This is a genomic window from Streptomyces sp. NPDC029152 (assembly GCF_055564355.1).
In genome coordinates, this window is record NZ_JBVHWR010000002.1 from 119,663 (window position 1) to 139,212 (window position 19,550).

Consider the following 19,550-nt stretch of genomic DNA (forward strand, 5'->3'; position numbering starts at 1 on the left):
GGCCCGCCCGCACCGGTCACCCGCGTAGTGCATACGACTCGCGCGCTCCCGGGGGCGGGCACAGGATCGAGGCGCTGGTGTCGCATCACCGCGGCCGACGTTCAGTACCGCCCCCCCCGCGAAGGAGTTGTGCGCAGGATGACCATCATGTCCGCCCCTGCTTCTGAACCGCTGACGCGACAGATGTCGCACCGTGTCTCCCAGTCCGTGTTCGACGGCTCCCGGCTCCGCGTCGTCCTGCTGGTGGACGTCAACGACGGAGCCCAGCAGCAGTTCCTCGAGACGTACGAGCAGTTGTGCAGCCACGTCGAGTCCGTGCCCGGACACGTCAGTGAACAGCTGTGCCAGTCCATCGAGAACCCGTCCCAGTGGCTCATCACCAGTGAGTGGGAGAGCGCGCCGCCGTTCCTCGACTGGGTGAGCAGCGAGGAGCACGTGCGGATGGTGAGGCCGCTGCACAGATGCGTCCGGGACACCAGGTCGCTCCGCTTCCACGTCGTCCGCGAGACCGGCGGCCCCACCGCGGGCGCGGAGGCCCGCAGGGGCGGCTTCCAGACGTCGCCCCGGGTGGGTGACGGCGTGATCCGCCACGCGCTCACCTTCACGGTCGAGCCGGGCAGCGAGGAGGCCGTCGCGAAGCTCCTCGCCGACTACGCCGCCCCCGAGCCGCAGGTCGACGTCAACACCCGGCTGCTGCGCACCTCCCTGTTCATGCACGGCAACCGCGTGGTGCGGGCCATCGAGGTGCGGGGCGACCTGCTCGCGGCGCTGCGGCACGTGGCCCAGCAGCCGGAGGTGCGGGCTCTGGAGGAGGCCATCAACCCGTACCTGGAGCAGGACCGGGACCTGAGCGACCCCGAGTCGGCCCGGGTCTTCTACACCCGTGCCGCGCTGCCGGCCGTCCACCACGTGACGGCGGGGCAGGAGGAACCGGAGGCGGGGCGGCACGCGCTGTCGTACCCGGCCCGCCCGGGGCGTGGCATGCGGCTGGCCCGGCTGCTGGCCCAGCGGGACGAGACGGCGGCGGACGATCCGCGCAGCCCGGTCCTGTGCAGCACCATCTTCCAGCGCGACGACGTCGTGGTCCGGCTGATCGACGTACGCGGTGGTCTCGACGCCTGCGACCCGGCGGTCGCCCTCGGCCTGCCCGACGCCGGCCAGGCGGCCGAACTCACGACGCTCCTCGACGGTCCCGCCGCCACGGAGGCCGCCGCCGGGGAAGGCGGCGACGACCTCGCCCGAGCCCTCCGGGGTGCCCGTATGGTCCCCGTCACCGACCGCCGCTCGCCCGGTACCTGAGGCGGCACCGGGACGAAGAACCGGCCGCCGGACCGCGACGTGCGCGGTCCGGCGGCCGGTGTGCCGGGGCCTGCGGCCGGCCTACCGGGCGGGCACGGTGCAGTCGAACGCGTGCAGGTAGGGGTTGACCGGGCGGATGTCGTCGATGACGAGGCCCGCGTCGGTCAGCCGGGCGACCATGCTGTCGGTGGTGTGCTTGGCGCCGCCGACGTTGAGGAGCAGCAGCAGGTCCATGGCGGTGCTGAACCGCATCGAGGGCGAGTCGTCGACGAGGTTCTCGATGACCACGACCCGCGTCCCCGGGCCGCCCGCCTCCCTCACGTTGCGCAGGGCGCGGACGGTGCTGTCGTCGTCCCACTCCAGGATGTTCTTGATGATGTACACATCGGCCTGGACGGGGATGGCCTCGCGGCAGTCGCCCGGCACGATGCGCACGCGGTCCGCGAGCGCGCCCCCCTCGCGCAGCCGCGGGTCGGCGTTCTCGACGACGCGCGGAAGGTCGAGCAGGACGCCCCGCATCGAGGGGTACTTCTCCAGCAGGCTCGCGACCACGTGTCCCTGCCCACCGCCGATGTCGGCGACCGACCTGCTCCCCGACAGGTCGAGGAGGGCCGCGACGTCCTCGGCGGACTGCCGGCTGGACGTCGTCATGGCGCGGTTGAAGACCTCGGCCGACTCCGGGGCGTCCTCGTTGAGGTAGGTGAAGAACTCCTTGCCGTACAGGCCCTCGACGACGTTGCGGCCGGTCCGCACGGCCTCGTCCAGCCGGGGCCACGCGTCCCAGGTCCACGGCTCGGTGCACCACAGGGTGATGTAGCGCAGGCTGTGCGGGTCGTCCTCGCGCAGCAGCCGGGACATGTCGGTGTGGGTGAACGTCCCGTCCTCGTGCTCGGCGAAGACGCCGTAGCACGTCAGGGCGCGCAGCAGCCGGCGCAGCGGCCGGGGTTCGGTCTTCACGGCGGCCGCGAGGTCCTCCACGGCCATGGGGCTCTCGCCGAGGGCGTCGGCGACGCCGAGGCGTGCGGCCGCGCGCAGGGCGGCGGCGCATGCCGCCCCGAACGCGAGCTCCCTCAGCCGCATCGGCGGGGGAGGGGCGGTCTGTACGGTCGTCATGTGCCGCTTTCCTTCCTTCTTCGGTCCACGGGTGGTTACGGCCGGGCGGTCAGCACAGTCCCGCGGGCCTGGAGGCCCGGCACGAGTTGCCGCTGAACGTGTTGTTCTTGCCGGTCTCGGTGCTGACGAGGTCGGCGGGCGAGTTGTCGCGCAGCGTGTTGCGGCTGACCTCGTTCTTCTCGCCGGTGACGCCCACGAGGGACTTGAACAGGACGATGCCGCCCGACAGCGGGGAGGTGCCGGCGTGGCCCTCGACCGTGTTGGCCGTGACCAGGACCTTCTCGGTGCCGGTCAGGACGATGCCGGAGCCCTGCAGGGCGGGCAGGCGCTCGGTCTTCGGGCAGGACCTGTTGTTGCGCGCCACGTGGTTGCCGCGCACCACGAGGTCGCCGGCCTTGGGGCTGTTCTCGTCGCCCACGACGAAGACGCCCGCGCAGTTGCCCGTGATGTGGTTGTCCGCCACGGCGAGGTTGCGCAGCCGCCGCACGGTGACGCCGATCCGGTTGCCCTCGAGCCGGTTGTCCTCGACGACCGTGCCGCGGGTGTCCTCGGCGCCCTCCTCGGCCTTGATCGTGTTGGCGAGGAAGATGCCGGCGTCGCCGTTGTCCCGGGCCGTGTTGTCCCGGAAGACGCCGCGGACCGAGCGCTCCTGGGCGATGCCCCAGACGTCGTTCTTGTCGGCCGTCACGTCGCGCACGGTCAGCCCGTCGGTGGCCATCGAGAACACGCCGGCGCGGGCGAACCCGGTCACCCTCAGGGAGGCGATGGTGACGTCCTCGACCTTCTTGTCCTTCGTCCCGACCACGCAGATGCCGTTGCCGTTCTCGGCGCAGATGCCGGTGGCCTTCTTCGTGCTCGGCTTGATGACCGTGTACCGGCCCATGCCGCGCAGGGTGAGCCCGGGGGTGCTCACCCTGACACTCTCGCGGTAGGTGCCGACGCTGACGAGGACGGTGTCGCCCGCTTCGGCGGCGTCCACGGCCTTCTGGATCGATTCTCCGGGGTGGACCACGTGGACCGCGGGGACGTGGGGGACGCCGGGGAAGGCGCCCGCCGGAGCCGCCCCAAGACCCGTTCCGACCATCGCAGCGGTGCACACCAGGTACACGACATGGCATTTCTTCATATTCCGCACGTTATGCCCGGCGGGTACCGGGGCGGCGGACGATGAGCCATCCGACGGCGTGTCATGTGACCGGTGCGCACGGGGCGTTCACCGGGACTGGCCACGCCCCCCGAGGGCAGACGCAGAGGTGATCTTCACACCGGCTCCCCGAGGAGGACCCACCGTGACCTCGCCCGAGCAACGGACACGCCGTCTGCCCTCCGGACGCCGTTTCGACCTGCGCGCGACCGCCATGTTCTTCGGCCTGGCCGCCCTCGGCCTCGGCCTCGTCGGCCTGGTGGTGCGCATGGCGTTCGACGTCGCCGAGCGCCGTCCCGCATGGGCCGTGCTCCTGGCGCTCGGCGTGGTGGCGGCTCTCGTCATCGGCCGGCGCGGACGGTCCGGCTTCTCCACCGCGAGGCTGGCCCGCCGCACCACGGACGCCCTGGAACGGGCCACGGCCACGGCGCTCGACGCGCTGGACGCGGAGCGCCCCGCCGAACCGGTCCCGGTGGCGGCGCCGGGCGGCGAACGGCCCGTGGCGGAGGTCCCCGCGGTGGAGGTCATCGACCACGGCGCCCTGAGCCCGGACGAGTTCGAGCGGGCGATAGCCGACCTCTGCACACGGGACGGATGCGCCGAGGTCGAGGTCGTGGGCGGGGCCGGAGACCTCGGCGCCGACGTGCTGGCGGTGACCCCCGACGGGCGGCGCCTCGTCATCCAGTGCAAGCGCTACGGCGAGGACAACAAGGTCGGCTCCGAGGAACTGCAGCGCTTCGGCGGCACCTGCTTCACCGTCCACGGGGCGGACGTGGCGATCCTGGTCACCAGCAGCGACTTCACCGCGCCCGCCGTCGACTACGCCGAGCAGTGCGGAATAGTCTGCGTCGACCAGCGGCGACTGCGCGCGTGGAGCGAGGGCGTGGGGCCCCGGCCGTGGGCCGCGGAACCCGGCGCGGAGCAGGGAACGGACCTGTCCGGCCGGGTGGCGTGGTGATGTCCCACGGTCCCGCGCCGCGTCGTCGGCCCGGCGCGGTCCGCACCTCGCTCCCAGGTGGCAACCTGGACGGCATGAGCAAGACCGCGCTGATCGTCATCGACATGATCAACACCTACGACCACAAGGACGCCGACCAGCTGCTCCCGTCAGCGGAGCCCGTGGTGCCGGTGGTGGCCGGCCTGCTGCGCCGAGCGCGGCACAAGGGCGTACCCGTCATCTACGTCAACGACAACTTCGGCGAGTGGCGCTCGCACCACGGGGAGATCCTCGACAAGGCCCTGTCGGGGCCGCACGCCCGGCTCGTCGAGCCGCTGCGTCCCGACGAGTCCTCGCTCTTCGTGGTCAAGGCCCGCCACTCGATCTTCTTCGAGACCCCGCTGACGTACCTGCTCCACGAGCAGGGCATCGACCGGCTCGTGCTGTGCGGTCAGGTGACCGAGCAGTGCGTGCTCTACTCGGCGCTCGACGCCCACATCCGCCACCTCGACGTCGTCGTGCCGCGGGACGCGGTCGCGCACATCCACGCCGACCTCGCGGACGCCGCGTTGCGGATGATGCAGCGCAACATGGGCGCCCAGGTGTGCGACAGCGACGAGTTGTGGGCGTGAGCGGAGCCGGTCGCGGAGGGGAGCCGTACGGTCGCACGCCGTCGGCGGGGGGCGTCCGGATGCTCCGTCCGGCGCAACCCGGACGTGGCCGGCGCGGCGACCGGCGGTCACCTGGTGTAACAGTCTTTGTATGATCTGTAGACGACATGCTCGTATGAGCACATGGTCCGGCGCGGCCGGCCGCGGCGTCCCGTCCGCCCTGGTGGCCCTGGCCGCCGCCACCGTCCTGGGCACGGCCGCGCAGGCGGCCGCCTCGCCGTCGGTCCTCCGCGCGACCGACTGGGACGCCATCGCCGCGTGCGAGTCCAGCGGCAACTGGAAGGCGAACACCGGAAACGGCCACTACGGCGGCCTGCAGTTCACGCAGTCGAGCTGGAAGGCGGCCGGCGGCCTGAAATACGCGCCGCGCGCCGACCTGGCCACCCGCGAGGAACAGATCAAGGTGGCCGAGCGGCTGGCCCGCATGCAGGGAATGTCGGCCTGGACCTGCGCCTGACCCCGCGGGCGGGCGGCGCCGATGCCTCCTTCGGGCGGACCCGGGCAGACTACTCATGAGACCCGTCCGGTCCCCGCAGGCAGAGGAGGGCTCGGCAGCCATGAGACGTCCCCCGGAAGACCGGCTTCCCGGTGCGCGCGCACGGATCGGGGACATGATCTTCTCCAGAGTGGCGGGGCCCGAGGGCCGGGACAACCGGGCCCGCATCCACGGCACGCCCGGCCCCCGCTGGTTCGGTCCCGACCGGCCCGTCAGACGGGTGCACGGTGACGCCTCGATGTTCATCGGGGGCCTGTCCGCCCTGCTGCTCCAGTCGCTCCATCCCCTGGCCATGGCGGCCGTGTCGGCGCACTCCGGGTTCCGCTCGGACCCCTGGGGGCGACTGCAGCGGACCAGCACCTTCCTGGCCGTCACCACCTTCGGGACGGCCGACAGCGCCCAGGAGGCCTGCGACCGGGTGCGGGCCGTCCACGACAGGGTGCGCGGTACCACCGCCGCCGGCCAGACGTACTCCGCGGCCGATCCCCACCTGCTGTGCTGGGTGCACGTCGCGGAGGTCGACAGCTTCCTGCGCGCCCACCAGCGCTACGGAGCCCGGCCCCTGGACGACGAGGGCTGCGACGCCTACGTGTCCGACATGGCACGCGTCGCCACGGCGCTCGGCGTGCCCGACCCGCCGGTCGACCGCGCCGGTCTCGCCGAGCGGCTGGCCGCCTACCGCGGCGAGCTGCGCGCCACCGACGAGGCGCGCAGCACCGCCCGGTTCCTGCTGCTGAACCCGCCCGTCCCGCTCCTCGCCCGCCTCCCGTACGGCGTCATCGCCGCCAACGCGGTCTCACTGCTGCCGCGGTGGGCCTCACGCGCCCTGTGGCTGCCGAGGGTGCCGCCGGCCGAAGCGGTGTGCGTACGGCCGCTGGGCACGGCCGTCACCGCCGGGATCCGTTGGGCCATGGCCCCGCCCCGCGACGCGGCGTGACACCCGGCCCCGCCGACGGAACGGGGCGTCAGTCCCCCGGCCCCGGATCCGGCCGCACCGGTGTCCGCAGGCCGGCCCGGGCCGCTTCCAGCTGGGCGGCGAACGCGATGCCGAGGAAGAGCGCCACCGCGGTCAGATTGGCCCACAGCAGCAGCGCGATGAACGCGGTCAGCGGACCGTAGACGGCACCGAACGCGCCGCTGCGCCCGACGTACAGCGCGAGCAGCCACGTCGCGGAGACCCAGAGCACCAGGTGGACCGCGGAGCCGAAGGCCAGCCAGGTGTACCCCGGCTGGTCGCGGCGGGGCGACCAGCGCAGGATCACCGCGGAGGCGACCCAGGCCAGCAGCAGTCCCGCGGGCACCTCGAGGGCGCCCCACCAGCCGGCGCCGCCCGTGCCGCCGGCCGACTCCGCCACCGCGTCCCCGACGGCCTCACCGGCGACGAGCACGACGAACCCCAGCACCATGGGCAGCCCGGCGGTGAGCGCGAGGACCAGCGCCCTGCCGTACTTGCGGAGGGCGGGCCGGTCCCGCTCGATGCCGTAGATGCGGTTGGCGCCCCGCTCGATCTGGCCCATGGCCGACGCCAGGTTCAGCAGCGCGAACCCCAGGCCCAGCCACAGCGCGAGCGTGCTCCAGGCGTCGCTGTGGGCACTGCGCCGGGTGCCCTCGAACGCCTTCTCCACGACATCCGCGCTGGCACCCGGCACGATCCGGCCGAGCGTGAGCTCGACGACCCGGCCCACACCCTCCGTGTGCACCGACGTCGCGAGGCCCACCAGCACGACGGTGAACGGCACCAGGCCGAGGACCACCTGGAAGGCGAGGGCCCGGGCGTTGGTGAAGCCGTCCGCGTAACGGAACCGGGCGAAGGAGTCGGTCAGCAGCCGAAGGCCGCCGTACCGTCTCAGCGCGGTCAGGGCCTCGTCGCCGGAGAGTTCGTCCCCGATCATGTCCCGCGTCTGCGGCACGTGCACGGCGGTTCCCACGGTCGGCTGCTCCTCGGGTCGGGACGGTCGAGGTCTTCCACCGTCCGGATGCCCCGTGAGCGCACGGAGCTGCGCGGAGCGGACGACCGTCCTCGTCCCGCGCGGGGGAGGGGGGCCTCACCGGCCTGCCCCGCGGGGCGGCGGGCCCGGTACGAGGGCGGCCCCGGACGTATCGGCGTACGCAACGTCCGGGACCGCCCGTCGGCTCCCCCGCAACTGGCTGCCCAGGCCCCGCCACGCGGAAACGGGGCGCGGCGGTCACCGGCACGAGTGCACGCCCAGGGGGTACCCCGGTCAACCCGGTGTGACCACCGCGCTCCGGCCCGCCCGCCGGCCCGACCAGGCCGACCAGCGGCCGTCGCGCCGGGTCACCGTGATGTCGCGGCCGAAGCAGGCGGTCAGCAGGGAGTCGGTCAGTACCGCGTCCACGGCCCCCCGGGACAGGATCCGTCCCTCCCGCAGCAGCAGGGCGTGGCTGACGGCCGGGGACAGCTCCTCCAGATGGTGGGTGACCGTGACGGTGGCCAGCCGCGGGCGTCCTTCGGCCAGTTGGTGCATGGCCTCCACGAGGTCCTCGCGGGAGGGCAGGTCCAGGGCGTTGAACGGCTCGTCCAGGAGCAGCAGCGCGGGATCGGCCATCAGCGCCCGGGCGATCAGGACGCGCGCCCGCTGTCCGCCGGAACAGACACCGTACGGCCGGTCCGCCAGCTCCTCGACGCCCAGTTCCGTCAGCAGGTCGCGGGCACGGAGCCGGACCTCGTCGTCGTACGTCCGCCACAGCGGCTGCACCGTTCCGCTGTGCCCGGTGAGCACGACCGTGTGGGCGCTGAGGTCCTGCGGCACCCGCTGGGCCGAGGTGACGTGGCCGATGCGGGCCCTCAGCTCCCGGACGTCCACCCGGCCGAGCCGGCTGCCCAGGACCTCCACGCTGCCGGTCGTGGGGTGCATCAGGGCGCCGAGCAGCCGCAGCAGCGTGGTCTTCCCGGCCCCGTTGGCGCCCAGCAGGGCCCAGTGCTCGCCCGGCCGGACCGTCCAGTCGATCCCGTCGAGGATCAGCCGGTCCGTCGTGTGGCGGCGCACGCCCACGTCCTCGAGGAGAAGCACGGCCGCCTCGTGACCGTCCGTCTGGAACTGTGCTGTCCGCCCGGCCATGCAGGAGCTCCTCCACTCGCGACGCCGTCGTTCACCGTGCACGGTAGATGCATCCACCATGCTCTTGCCGGGGCGTCCGGTTCCTGGACGCCACCGGGGGGCGGGACGCGCCCGCGCCCGCCCCCCGGCGGCGGGGGCGGGCGCGGAAGGAAGGCCGGGAGGGGAGCGGTCAGACGCCCGCCACGGACTGGATCCAGGAGCGGTACGCGGTCACGTTCGTGTACGCCGTCGTGGTCTGCCGGTCGCTGGTCGAGGCGACGCCGACCTGGACGCCGCCGGCCATCATCGGGCCGCCGGAGTCACCGCCCGCGGTGATGCCGTCGACGGGACGCGCGCAGATCGCCGAACCGTAGTAGGCGTCGTAGCAGCCGTTGGTCACACTGACGTTGGCGACCTTCAGGTACGGGGACTGGCAGTTGATCTCCGAGCCGCACCGGGAGGTGGCGCCCCAGCCGTAGACCTGCACGGTCTGGCCCACCCGCACCGTGCCCGGCTGTCCGAGCTGCGCGTAGGAGGCGGAGACGGAACGGTCCAGCCGGACCAGCGCCAGGTCGGCCGAGGGGTGGGTGGTGGTCTGCACGCCGTTCGCCACCGTGCCGCCGGACCGCTGGTCGAGGCTGCCGATGCGGAAGGACAGCCCGCCGCCGCCGACGCAGTGCTTGGCGGTCAGGATCCAGTTGGGGGAGATGATGGTCGAGGTACAGGTCTCGGCGCCGTTGGAGAACAGCCGGGCCGCCCAGGGGGCGTTCTGCGCGTATCCGCCGCCGATGATCGGCTGGGGTCCGCCGGCGCCGGGCCGCTGCTCCGCGGCGAAGGCGCCGGGCGCGAGGGCGAGGGCGGACAGCAGGGCGGCCAGGACGGCGGGGACGAGTCTGGTTATTCGCAAGGCTCCTCGATTCCGACGACACGCGCCGCGGCGCGTGAGGTGTGTGGGGGCGGCCCAGCATTCCGGCCGGGGCATCGGCACCACCACTACCGGTTTTCCATAACGCGCCGTTATGCCAGGGGACTCGGCGGACGAGGAGCGTGGCGGGACGGGCCCGGGGGTGGGGCAGGCACCACCCCGCCGCACCCCCTGGACCGATGGCCGCCGCCGGGGCGGACCTCCTACGGTGAGCCGCATGCATCCTCGCAACGTGTGGCAGGCCATGTCCCGGCCCGGCTTCCTGCTGTCCCCGTGGCCGTGGCGCTCGGCCGGGTACCTGCTCACCGGTGTGCCGGCGGGGGCCGCCGCTCTCGCGGGCATCGTGACCACGGCGGTGCTCGGCGCCGTCCTCTCCCTCGTCCTGGTCGGCCTGCCGCTGCTGCTCCTCACCGCCCTCGCCGGCCTCCCCGTGGCCCGCGTCGAGCGCCGTCGGCTGCGCCTGGTCGACGCCGGACCCGCGCCGGACCCGCACCGCCCGGCCGACGGCAGGGGACCGTGGGCGTGGCTGACGACCCGGCTGCGGGAGCAGGCGACCTGGCAGGAACTCGGCCACGCCCTGCTGTTCGCGGTGCTGCTGTGGCCCCTCGACGCCCTCGTGCTCACCGTCGCCCTGTTCCTCCCCCTGTCCGTGGTCGCGACCCCGCTGCTCATGGCCACGGCCGGCGACGGCGAGGAGGCGAAGGTGCTCAAGCAGTGGCTGGTCACCACCTGGCCGGCCGCCTGCGGGGCCGCTGTGCTCGGGCTGGTCCTGCTGGCCCTCGGCGCCTACGTCCTGGCCGTGGCGGCCGGCGCCCGGGCCGGGCTGACCCGCCTGCTGGTCGCCCCGCGCGGCGGCGGCCTGGACGCCGAGGTGGTCGAACTCACCCGTTCCCGGGTGCGGTTGGTGGACGCCTTCGAGGCCGAGCGCCGCCGCATCGAACGCGACCTGCACGACGGGGCCCAGCAACGCCTGGTCGCGCTGACGATGACCCTCGGCCTGGCCCGCCTGGACGTCCCGCCCGGACCGCTCGCCGACCAGCTCGCCAAGGCCCACCAGGAGGCGGGCCGGGCCCTGGAGGAACTGCGCGAACTCATCCACGGCATCCACCCCAAGGTCCTCTCCGACTACGGCCTCGAGGCCGCCGTCGCCGACGCCGCCGACCGCTCCGCCGTCCCGGTCGACCTCGACCTGGAGCTGCCCGGACGGATGCCGCAGGCCGTGGAGGCGGCCGCCTACTTCGTGGTGTGCGAGGCCCTCGCCAACGTCGCCAGGCACAGCGGGGCCGGCCGGGCCCGGGTGCGCGGCCGGCACCGCGCCGGGCGGCTGGTCCTCGACATAGGGGACGACGGGCGGGGCGGCGCCAGGGCGGGGGAGGGCAGCGGACTGACCGGGCTCGCCGACCGGGTGTCGGTGCTCGATGGCAGACTCTCCCTGTCCAGCCCGCCGGGCGGACCGACCCTGTTGCGTGTGGAGATGCCGTGCGAGTGGACCGACCGCTGCGTGTAGTGCTGGCCGAGGACAGTGTGCTGCTGCGGGACGGGCTCATCGCCCTGCTCGACCGCTGCGGGCACCGGGTCGTCGCGGCGGTCGGCGACGCGGAGGCCCTCCTCGCCGCGGTCGAGGAGCACGCCCCCGACGCCGTCGTCACGGACGTCCGCATGCCCCCCGGCTTCCAGGACGAGGGCCTGCACGCCGCGGTGCGCCTGCGCGAGAAGCGGCCCACGCTGCCCGTGCTGGTCCTCAGTCAGTACGTGCAGCGCGCCTACGCTTCCGAGCTGCTGGACTCCGGCGACGGCACGGGCGTCGGCTACCTGCTGAAGGACCGCGTCGGTCAGGTCGAGGAGTTCGTCGAGGCCCTGTCCGAGGTCGCCTCCGGCGGCACGGTCGTCGACCCCGAGGTCGTACGTCAGCTGCTGCGCCGCCGCCGGGACCCGCTGGAGCGGCTCACACCGCGCGAGCGGGAGGTGCTGGCGCTGGTCGCGGAGGGCAGGTCCAACGGCGCGATCGCCCGCGCACTGGTGGTGTCCGAGGCGGCCGTGGGCAAGCACATCGGCAACATCCTCGCCAAGCTGGACCTGCCCCCGGCCGACGAGACCCACCGCAGGGTCCTGGCGGTCCTCGCCTACCTGCGGGCGTGAGGCCGGCGGAGCCGGTCAGCGCAGCAGCTGGACGAGCGCGACGGTGCCGATCGTCACGACGAGGGCCCGCAGGACCGCGGGGCTGAAGCGGCGGCCCACCTTGGCCCCGAGGTGGCCACCGAGCCCGGAGCCGGCCGCGATGAGCACGACGGCCGTCCAGTCGAAGTCCGCGGCGAAGAGGAAGAAGAGCGCGGCGACGGTGTTGACGACGGCCGCCAGGACGTTCTTCACGGCGTTCAGGCGTTGCAGGGGCTCGTCGAGGAGCATGCCCATCAGGGACAGGTAGACGATTCCCTGCGCGGCGGCGAAGTAGCCGCCGTAGACGCTGGCCAGCGTCAGTCCGCCGAACAGCAGCGGGCCGCCGTCGCGGCGGGCGACGCCACCGGTCCGTTCGCGGCGCCGGCGCACCAGGGCGGAGAGCCGGGGCTGGAACGCGACCAGCACGAGGGCGAGTCCGACGAGGACCGGCACGATCGTCTCGAACGCGTCGGCGGGCAGGGACAGCAGCAGCGTGGCCCCCGCGAGCCCCCCGAGCAGGGCGCCGGTGCCCAGTTTCAGGACGCGCCGGCGCTGGCCGCGCAGTTCCTCGCGGTAGCCGATGGCGCCGCTGACGGAACCGGGTATGAGGCCGAGGGCGTTGGACACCGTCGCGGTGACGGGTGGCAGTCCCGCGGCCAGCAGCACGGGAAAGGTGATCAGCGTCCCCGAGCCGACGACGCTGTTGACCGCCCCGGCCCCGGCGCCCGCGGCGAACACCGCCGCCATGGCCTCCGGCGTCACGTCGTACCGCCCCGGGCCGGCCGGTCGCTCCGCCGGAGGGCGCCCTGTGCTTCTGTCACGCGGCCGACTGTACCGACCGACTCCGACATGATCCTTGTCGGTCCCCAACCGGTCTTCCACACACACTTCTTGACGTTAATTCACAAGATCCGGCGGTGATACGATCACCGCGTTTGCGGAGCGGCGGATGGGTGAAAGACGGCATCCCCGACTTCAGGGACGGCTCGGGCAGCAACCCGGTGCGGGCGGTCCGTCGGGCCGCCCGCACGGACGGAATTCAGCAAGCCGTCAGTCGCCTGAAGAGAGTCTTATGACGGAATACACAGGGAACCCACTGGTGTGGGTCCTTCTCGTCGCCCTGGTCGCCGCCGCCGTGCTCATCAGCCGTCAGCGCAGGGCGGCCCGAGCGCTGCGGCAGGAAGTACGGGGCCTGAAGGACCACTACACAGAGCTGGAGAACGATTACGGGAAGTCCGTGCAGGCGGCTCAGGAGCGGGCCGAGGACGAGACGAAGACCGTCCTGAAATCCGCCATGCGCACCCTCCAGGGCCTGGCCGCCGAACAGCAGCTGGTCCTCACCCGGCTCCAGACCAAGTACGGCGACTCCGCCCTGCTGCAGGACCTGCTGGAGATCGACCACACCAACTCGCAGTTCGGCCGGCGTGCCCAGTCCATCGCCGTCCTGTGCGACGGCTGGCTGGGCGGCCGGCGCGACACCGCCTCCGTCTACGACGTCGTCCGCAGCGCCCAGGGCCGGATCCGGCACTTCCGGCGGGTGGAGATCCTCTCCCAGGTCGACTTCGGCATCACCAGCCGCGCCGTCGAACCCGTCGCCCTGGCCCTCGCCGAACTCCTCGACAACGCCACCAGCTACTCCAGCCCGGACACGGTCGTCGAGATCAACATCCGCACCGTGCCCAAGGGCATCTGCGTCGTCGTCGACGACGCCGGTGTCGGCATGAGCGACGAGGAGCGCACCCGCGCCGAGAAGCTCCTCTCCAGCGAGCGCGCCTCGGGCGTGGCCGGGCTCGGCAACCCCCCGCAGTTCGGCTTCGCGGTCATCGGCCTGCTGTGCGAACGCTTCGGTTTCGAGGTGTCGGTGGACTCCTCCTCTCCCTACGGCGGCGTGCGCGCGGTCGTCCTGCTGCCGCACGAACTGCTCACCGCCATGCCGGAGAAGAAGGCACCGGCCCCGGGCGCCGCGGGCACGGCCCGGCCGGTCCTGGACGGCGGACCGGAAGCCGCGCTCACCCCGTCCCGGACCAGTGACGGACTTCCCCGGCGGCGCCGCAAGCGGCCGATGGCCATCGTGCCCGGCAACACCCCGGCCCAGCGTCCCGCCGGCCGCTCCGAATCCGAACAGGCACAGATCATGGGTGCCTTCCAGCGCGGCACGCAGTCCGGCCGCGTCAGCCGGCCACAGGACGCGGACGGCACGAGCAGAACACCCGGTGCAAGCAGCGAAGGACATGGAGTCTCGTGAACGACGATCTGTCATGGATGCTCGACAGCGCCCTGGAGATTCCCGGGGCTCTGCACGCGGTCCTGATATCCGCCGACGGCCTGCTGATGGCCCGGACGCAGGACTTCGACAAGGACGACGCGGACCGGGTCGCCGCCGCGATGAGCGGCGTGCAGTCGCTCAGCCGGACGCTCGCCTTCTTCTGTGAGGACCCGCACCAGGCGTGGCGGCAGACCCTGGTCGAGTTCGACGGCGGCTGGGTGTTCCTGATCTCCGCCGGCGAGGGCGCCTACCTCGGCGTCTCCGCCTCGCCCGAGGTCGACATGGCGGACATCACCTTCCGCATGCAGCAGCTCGTCGCCCAGCTCGGCAAGCGGCTGACGACACCGCCGCGCGAGAACCTCGGCACCCGCTCATGACCGGCCACGACGGCTGGGAGCCGGAGGCGGCGGAATTAGTACGGCCGTACGTCATCACCAAGGGCCGCGGCCTGCCCGACGACGGGCAGCTCTCCCTCATCACCCTGGTCACCGCCTCCGCCGACCACGCGCAGCGGCCGACCCGGCTGTCCCCCGAGGAGCAGGGCCTGCTCGACCTCTGTTCGGCCGGTTACCTCTCGGTCGCCGAGATCGCCGGACACAGCCACCTTCCGCTGGGCGTGGTGCGGATCCTGCTGGCCTCCCTCATGGAAGGCGGCTACCTCACGACCCGCCCGCCGGTGGCCCGCGCCCGCCTCGCGGACAAGGAGATACTGGAGGAGGTGCTCAATGGTCTCCGCGCCAAGTTTGGATGAGCGGGCCTACGTCCGCGGCGGAGCGACCCAGACCGCGGTCAAGATCCTCGTCGTCGGGCACTTCGCCGTGGGCAAGACCACCCTCATCGGGTCCATCTCGGAGATCGAGCCCCTGTCCACCGAGGAGACGATGACGCAGGCCGCCGAGTCGGTCGACGACCTCAAGGGGGTCCAGGGCAAGACCACCACCACGGTCGCCATGGACTTCGGCCGTCTGACCATCAGCGACCGCGTCGTCCTCTACCTCTTCGGCACGCCCGGCCAGCAACGCTTCGTCCAGATGTGGGAGGACATGGCCCGCGGCGCGCTCGGCGCCCTGGTGCTGGTCGACCCCGAACGGCTGGCGGACTCCTTCCCCGTGATCGACCTCATCGAGCAGTACGGACTCCAGTACGCCATCGCCGTCAACCACTTCGACGGCGCTCCGCTGCGCGACGAGGCGGCGCTGCGCGAAGCCCTGGACCTGCTCGACGACACCCCCGTCGTCACCTGCGACGCCCGTGACGAGAGGTCCTCGGCCGCCGCACTGACCACTCTGGTCCGCTACTTGCTGGACCACACCCGCTAGGAACTGAGAGCAACATGGACGCTCACGACACGGTCCCCGTGCCCCCGCCCGGGTGCCCTGCCCACGGCTCCGGCGGCCGGGTACCGCTGTACGGGCCGGAGTTCGCCGCCGCCCCCCAGGCGTACTACGAGTACCTGCGCCACTACGGGCCCGCCGCCCCCGTCGAACTCGCCCCCGGCGTGGAGGCGACGCTGGTCACCGACTACGCGGCGGCCCTGCAGCTGCTGCAGGACCCGGGGACCTTCCGCAAGGACGCGCGCCGCTGGCGGGCGTACAACGAGGGCAAGGTCGGCCCGGACAGCCCGGTCGTCCCGCTGCTCGCCTACCGGCACAACTGCATGTTCACCGACGGCGCCGACCACCTGCGGCTGCGGCAGGCCGTCACCGACAGCATGGCGCGCGTGGACACCCGCCGGCTGACCCGGAGCACCGAGCAGATCTCCGGCTACCTCATCTCCCAGTTCGCCGCCCGGGGTTCGGCCGACCTGCTCGGCGACTACGCCAAGCAGCTGCCGCTGTTCGTGTTCAACGAACTCTTCGGCTGCCCCGCCGACATCGGCGACCGGGTGCTGTTCGGCATCTCCGGCATGTTCGACGGGGTCAACGCGGAGAAGGCGACCGAGGTGCTGTTCCAGGCCGCGGGCGAGCTCGTCGCGCTCAAGCGCGGCAAGCCGGGCGACGACGTCACCTCCTGGCTGATGCAGCACCAGGCGGGTCTGACCGACGAGGAGATGGTCCACCAGCTGGCGCTGCTGCTGGGCGCCGGCGCGGAACCGCTGCGCAACCTCATCGGGAACACCCTGCACCGGCTGCTCACCCACGACCGGTACGCCCGTGAGGGCGGGCTCATCGACGAGGCCCTCGACGACACGCTGTGGGAGAACCCTCCCATGTCGAACTACGCACCGCACTACCCGGCCGGTGACGTCGAACTCGCGGGTCAGCGACTGCAGTCGGGCGACCTGGTGCTGGTCAGCTTCGCCGCGGCCAACACCGGGCCCGCCCTCCGGGCCGCCCGGCAGGCCGGCAGCAACCGCGCCCACCTCGCGTGGAGCGCGGGCCCGCACGCCTGTCCTTCCAAGGAACCCGCCCGGCACATCACCGTCACGGCCATCGAGAACCTGTTCAACGAGCTGCCCGACGTCGAACTCGCCGTCCCCGAGGACAGCCTCACCTGGCGGCCGGGTCCCTTCAACCGGGCCCTGGCCACCCTTCCGGCCCGCTTCACGCCGGTGCGGTCGGGCCGGAGCGCCGGCCCCCGGAACGGTTCCGCGGCAGCCACGCAGGAGACCACGGCCGGACCGGCGCGCACGCCCGAACGCGGAGGTATGTGGAGCCAGTTCCTCAACTGGCTCACGCGGTGACATCCGCAACATCCGCCCGACCAGCCGCTTTCGCATAAACGTTCAGCGGCGCGGGTAGTGAGCACGCGGCTCAAGTTGCTCACGAGTAAAAGGAGGTGTCGTGGACCACATATCCACGAACGCCGCTCTCCCGCAGTCGCTCCCTCCGATACCCGCCCGCACGGGCGGGTATCTTCTTGTACGCCTGCGACGGGGGACGGGCCGGTGACGGGGGCGTCCACGGGCGGCGGACCGCCGGACCCGGCGACCCTCGGTGCCTTCACGAGCGGTCAGCTGCGAAGACTCGGCGCGGTCGCGGGTCTGTCCGAGGCCGACACCGACACCTACGCCCGCGTCCTGACGGATGCCCTGGGAGACCAGAGCGACAGGTCGTTGGCGTTGCCGCCCCCCAACCGCACCTTCCTGTCCGACGACCACACCCCGGTGGAGTTCTCCCTCTCCTTCCAGCCGGACGCGGCCCCCGCACTGCGGGTGCTCCTGGAACCCGGCTGCGGCGCAGACAGCCTGGCTCACAACGGCCGCATCGGACTCGAGACGGTGCGGGCGATGGCGAGACGCTGGAACTTCACCACCGGCCCGCTCGACGCGGTCCGGGACCTGTTCCTGCCACGCTCCCCGCAGGGCCCGCTGGCCCTGTGGTGCGCGCTGGAACTGCGGCCCGGCGGCGTGCCCAAGGTCAAGGTGTACCTGAACCCGGCCGCCTCCGGACCGGAGCGCACCGTCGAGACGGTGCGCGAGGCCCTGCACCGGCTGGGGCACCGGCAGGCGTTCGCCACGCTGCCCGCCGCCGACGGGTACCCGTTCGTCGCGCTCGACCTGGGGGACTGGGAGGAGCCCCGGGTGAAGGTCTACCTGCGGCACGACAACCTGACGGCCGGACGGGCCGGGCGGCTGTCCCGCATGGACCCGGGCCCCCACCCCGCCGCGGTCGAGGACTTCTTCCTCACGGCGGCGGGCGCCGCGACCCGGGTGGCGCGGCTCGACGGGCGGCCCGGCCTGACGTGCCACTCCTTCACCGACACCGGCACGGCGCGGCCGAGCGGCTTCACCCTCCACATCCCCGTCCGGGACTACGCCCGGCACGACGGGGAGGCCCTCGCGCGGGGCGTGAGCGTGCTGCGCCGGTACGGCGTCGACACCCCCGTGCTCCGCCGGTCCCTGGCCGCGCTGACCGGGCGCCGGCCGGAGGACGGCGTGGGCCTGATCGCCTACCTGGCGCTGGCCCACCAGCAGGACCGCGCGCCGCGGGTGACGGCGTACCTCTCCTCGGAGGCGTACGCGGTCAGGCCGCCGGCCGTCCGGGAGGTCCGGGACCCGGTGGCGGCGCGCTGAGCGCAGCGCCCGGCACGGCCGAGGGCCCCTCGGCGGACGTCACCGAGGGGCCCTCCCGGCACGGACGGAGCGCGCCGGGGCGGCTACGCGTTGAGCGTCTCGCGGAACTCGCTCAGGTACGGGCCCACGTCGACCTGGATCGAGGCGCCCCGGGTCCTGCCGTAGCGCTGGGCGATCCCGTCGAGGTACGCGCCGATCTCCTCGCGCATCTCGTCCGCCCCGGGCAGCGCCGCCTCGCCGTCGATGATCCGCGTCACCCACTGCGCCTGGGCCTCCACCAGCCGGGTGATCGCGCCCACGGGCCGGACCAGGCCGACGAAGTACAGCCCGGGCCGGTCGGCCGGGACGATCCGCCGGTACAGCTCCACCGAGCCGTCCGGCCCCAGCGGGCAGCCCGCGGGCAGGAAGGGGAAGGCCATGTGGAAGCCGGTGCAGTAGACGACCGTGTCCGCCTCCACGCCGGTGCCGTCGGTGAAGACGACCCGGCTGCCGTCGAAGGAGTCGATCGCCGGCTTCGGGGTCACCGCGCCGTGCCGGATCCGGCTGAGGATCTCGTCCGAGAGGGTGACGGCCGAGGAGAAGACCGGGTGGTCGGGCTCGGGCAGTCCGTAGTCGGCGAGCCTGCCCCGCGCGACGAGCAGGGCCTGCTCCACGAAGCGGCGCTGCTCGTCGAAGGACATCGCGGCCCACCAGGGGGCGTTGGCGATCTCGTCGACCGACATCCCGAAGAGCTGCTTGGGCACGATGTGCAGTCCCCGGCGCACCGACAGCACGGTCTGCTCGGCGTGCCGGGACAGGTCCGCCGCGATGTCCACCGCCGACGCGCCCAGGCCGACCACGACGGTGCGCTGCCCGGCGAAGTCGCTGCCGTCGCGGTAGTCGAGGGAATGCAGGATCCGTCCGGTGAAGGAGGCGGCGCCCGGCGGAAGGGGATCGGGCAGGGCGGGCTCGCTGTGGTGCCCCGAGGCGACGACCACATGCTCGAACCGACGCGAGGACACCTCGCCGTCCGCGTCCCGGCCGGTGACCGTCCACGTGCCGTCCGCCTCCTGGCGCACCGAGACCACCTCGGTGCCCAGCTCGACACGGTCCAGCACCCCGGCCCATTCGGCGAACGACCGCAGGTAGGCGGCGACATCGCTGTGCCGCGGATAGAGCGGGTACGACGAGGGCATCGGGAAGTCGGCGTAACAGGTCAGCTGCTTGGCGGTGTTGAGGTGCAGCGACTGGTACCCCGGACCGCGCTCACCCGCCTGCGGCTGACGCCAGATCCCCCCGACGTCGGGAGCCTTCTCCAGGCAGACGAACTCGATACCGCGGTCGTCGAGGGCGCGGGCCACAGCCAACCCCGACAGACCGGCACCGATCACACACACTCGCACGGGTTTTCCCCTCAGGACGGACACGAACCTCCCCCGATCATGCGTTCCTTGCCCATCCGCATCTCCCCGCACACCAGTACGCATGG

At 72.9% G+C, this 19,550-nt stretch carries 20 protein-coding genes; 13 read left to right on the top strand and 7 right to left on the bottom strand.

Going from position 1 to position 19,550, the window contains the following annotated elements; genetic code table 11:
• Nucleotides 1–138: 138 nt before the first annotated feature.
• The gene (locus ACZ4V6_RS04385) at nt 139–1,299 is read left to right on the top strand and encodes a SchA/CurD-like domain-containing protein (protein WP_467822408.1); all 1,161 of its coding nucleotides are present in this window, start codon (nt 139–141) and stop codon (nt 1,297–1,299) included.
• A gap of 81 nt (nt 1,300–1,380) precedes the next feature.
• Here ACZ4V6_RS04385 and ACZ4V6_RS04390 read toward each other — a convergent pair whose 3' ends face one another.
• Both ACZ4V6_RS04390 and ACZ4V6_RS04395 read right to left on the bottom strand, forming a co-directional pair.
• Nucleotides 1,381–2,412 carry a methyltransferase gene (locus tag ACZ4V6_RS04390; RefSeq protein ID WP_467822409.1) on the bottom strand — a complete coding sequence of 344 codons (1,032 nt, stop codon included), beginning with the start codon at nt 2,410–2,412 and terminating at the stop codon, nt 1,381–1,383.
• Nucleotides 2,413–2,461: 49 nt separating this feature from the next.
• Entirely contained in the window at nt 2,462–3,538 is a 1,077-nt protein-coding gene (locus ACZ4V6_RS04395; RefSeq protein ID WP_467822410.1) for a right-handed parallel beta-helix repeat-containing protein, read from the bottom strand.
• Nucleotides 3,539–3,701: 163 nt separating this feature from the next.
• Between ACZ4V6_RS04395 and ACZ4V6_RS04400 the strand changes: the two genes are divergently transcribed.
• The 4 genes from ACZ4V6_RS04400 to ACZ4V6_RS04415 all read left to right on the top strand — a co-directional run bounded on the left by ACZ4V6_RS04400 (nt 3,702) and on the right by ACZ4V6_RS04415 (nt 6,597).
• Nucleotides 3,702–4,514 carry a restriction endonuclease gene (locus ACZ4V6_RS04400; RefSeq protein WP_467822412.1) on the top strand — a complete coding sequence of 271 codons (813 nt, stop codon included), beginning with the start codon at nt 3,702–3,704 and terminating at the stop codon, nt 4,512–4,514.
• Between the two features lie 74 nt (nt 4,515–4,588).
• The gene (locus tag ACZ4V6_RS04405; protein WP_467822414.1) at nt 4,589–5,125 is read left to right on the top strand and encodes a cysteine hydrolase family protein; all 537 of its coding nucleotides are present in this window, start codon (nt 4,589–4,591) and stop codon (nt 5,123–5,125) included.
• A gap of 154 nt (nt 5,126–5,279) precedes the next feature.
• Nucleotides 5,280–5,621 carry a transglycosylase family protein gene (locus tag ACZ4V6_RS04410; protein ID WP_467822415.1) on the top strand — a complete coding sequence of 114 codons (342 nt, stop codon included), beginning with the start codon at nt 5,280–5,282 and terminating at the stop codon, nt 5,619–5,621.
• Nucleotides 5,622–5,721: 100 nt separating this feature from the next.
• Nucleotides 5,722–6,597: an oxygenase MpaB family protein gene (locus tag ACZ4V6_RS04415; RefSeq protein ID WP_467822417.1), complete on the top strand. Its 876-nt coding sequence runs from the start codon at nt 5,722–5,724 to the stop codon at nt 6,595–6,597.
• Between the two features lie 28 nt (nt 6,598–6,625).
• Here ACZ4V6_RS04415 and ACZ4V6_RS04420 read toward each other — a convergent pair whose 3' ends face one another.
• The 3 genes from ACZ4V6_RS04420 to ACZ4V6_RS04430 all read right to left on the bottom strand — a co-directional run bounded on the left by ACZ4V6_RS04420 (nt 6,626) and on the right by ACZ4V6_RS04430 (nt 9,626).
• A complete protein-coding gene (locus ACZ4V6_RS04420; protein WP_467822418.1) occupies nt 6,626–7,588 on the bottom strand; it encodes a YihY/virulence factor BrkB family protein in 963 nt (320 codons plus the stop codon).
• Between the two features lie 294 nt (nt 7,589–7,882).
• The gene (locus ACZ4V6_RS04425) at nt 7,883–8,740 is read right to left on the bottom strand and encodes an ABC transporter ATP-binding protein (protein WP_467822419.1); all 858 of its coding nucleotides are present in this window, start codon (nt 8,738–8,740) and stop codon (nt 7,883–7,885) included.
• Between the two features lie 169 nt (nt 8,741–8,909).
• Nucleotides 8,910–9,626, bottom strand: a complete 717-nt coding sequence (locus tag ACZ4V6_RS04430) for a S1 family peptidase (protein WP_467822420.1) — start codon at nt 9,624–9,626, stop codon at nt 8,910–8,912.
• 235 nt (nt 9,627–9,861) lie between these two features.
• Here ACZ4V6_RS04430 and ACZ4V6_RS04435 point away from each other — a divergent pair, with 235 nt between their 5' ends.
• Both ACZ4V6_RS04435 and ACZ4V6_RS04440 read left to right on the top strand, forming a co-directional pair.
• Nucleotides 9,862–11,151, top strand: coding sequence for a sensor histidine kinase (locus ACZ4V6_RS04435; protein WP_467822422.1), 1,290 nt, complete (start codon nt 9,862–9,864; stop codon nt 11,149–11,151).
• The gene (locus ACZ4V6_RS04440; protein ID WP_467822424.1) at nt 11,124–11,783 is read left to right on the top strand and encodes a response regulator; all 660 of its coding nucleotides are present in this window, start codon (nt 11,124–11,126) and stop codon (nt 11,781–11,783) included. Before ACZ4V6_RS04435 ends, ACZ4V6_RS04440 begins: the two co-directional genes overlap by 28 nt.
• A 15-nt stretch (nt 11,784–11,798) precedes the next feature.
• Here the strand turns inward: ACZ4V6_RS04440 and ACZ4V6_RS04445 are convergent, their stop codons facing one another.
• Nucleotides 11,799–12,548 (bottom strand): sulfite exporter TauE/SafE family protein, encoded by a 750-nt coding sequence (locus tag ACZ4V6_RS04445; RefSeq protein WP_467823122.1) that lies wholly within the window; start codon nt 12,546–12,548, stop codon nt 11,799–11,801.
• A 325-nt stretch (nt 12,549–12,873) separates the two neighbouring features.
• Here ACZ4V6_RS04445 and ACZ4V6_RS04450 point away from each other — a divergent pair, with 325 nt between their 5' ends.
• The 6 genes from ACZ4V6_RS04450 to ACZ4V6_RS04475 all read left to right on the top strand — a co-directional run bounded on the left by ACZ4V6_RS04450 (nt 12,874) and on the right by ACZ4V6_RS04475 (nt 18,082).
• Entirely contained in the window at nt 12,874–14,046 is a 1,173-nt protein-coding gene (locus ACZ4V6_RS04450; RefSeq protein ID WP_467822426.1) for a sensor histidine kinase, read from the top strand.
• A complete protein-coding gene (locus ACZ4V6_RS04455; RefSeq protein WP_053126708.1) occupies nt 14,043–14,444 on the top strand; it encodes a roadblock/LC7 domain-containing protein in 402 nt (133 codons plus the stop codon). The genes ACZ4V6_RS04450 and ACZ4V6_RS04455 overlap by 4 nt, the downstream gene beginning before the upstream one ends.
• The gene (locus ACZ4V6_RS04460; protein ID WP_467822428.1) at nt 14,441–14,818 is read left to right on the top strand and encodes a DUF742 domain-containing protein; all 378 of its coding nucleotides are present in this window, start codon (nt 14,441–14,443) and stop codon (nt 14,816–14,818) included. Before ACZ4V6_RS04455 ends, ACZ4V6_RS04460 begins: the two co-directional genes overlap by 4 nt.
• Complete coding sequence (locus tag ACZ4V6_RS04465; protein ID WP_467822430.1) at nt 14,793–15,386, top strand: GTP-binding protein; 594 nt, start codon at nt 14,793–14,795, stop codon at nt 15,384–15,386. Before ACZ4V6_RS04460 ends, ACZ4V6_RS04465 begins: the two co-directional genes overlap by 26 nt.
• A 14-nt stretch (nt 15,387–15,400) precedes the next feature.
• Nucleotides 15,401–16,750, top strand: a complete 1,350-nt coding sequence (locus tag ACZ4V6_RS04470) for a cytochrome P450 (protein WP_467822432.1) — start codon at nt 15,401–15,403, stop codon at nt 16,748–16,750.
• A 204-nt stretch (nt 16,751–16,954) separates the two neighbouring features.
• Complete coding sequence (locus ACZ4V6_RS04475) at nt 16,955–18,082, top strand: tryptophan dimethylallyltransferase family protein (RefSeq protein WP_467822434.1); 1,128 nt, start codon at nt 16,955–16,957, stop codon at nt 18,080–18,082.
• An 83-nt stretch (nt 18,083–18,165) separates the two neighbouring features.
• Here the strand turns inward: ACZ4V6_RS04475 and ACZ4V6_RS04480 are convergent, their stop codons facing one another.
• Nucleotides 18,166–19,464, bottom strand: a complete 1,299-nt coding sequence (locus ACZ4V6_RS04480) for a flavin-containing monooxygenase (protein ID WP_467822436.1) — start codon at nt 19,462–19,464, stop codon at nt 18,166–18,168.
• Nucleotides 19,465–19,550: the final 86 nt, after the last annotated feature.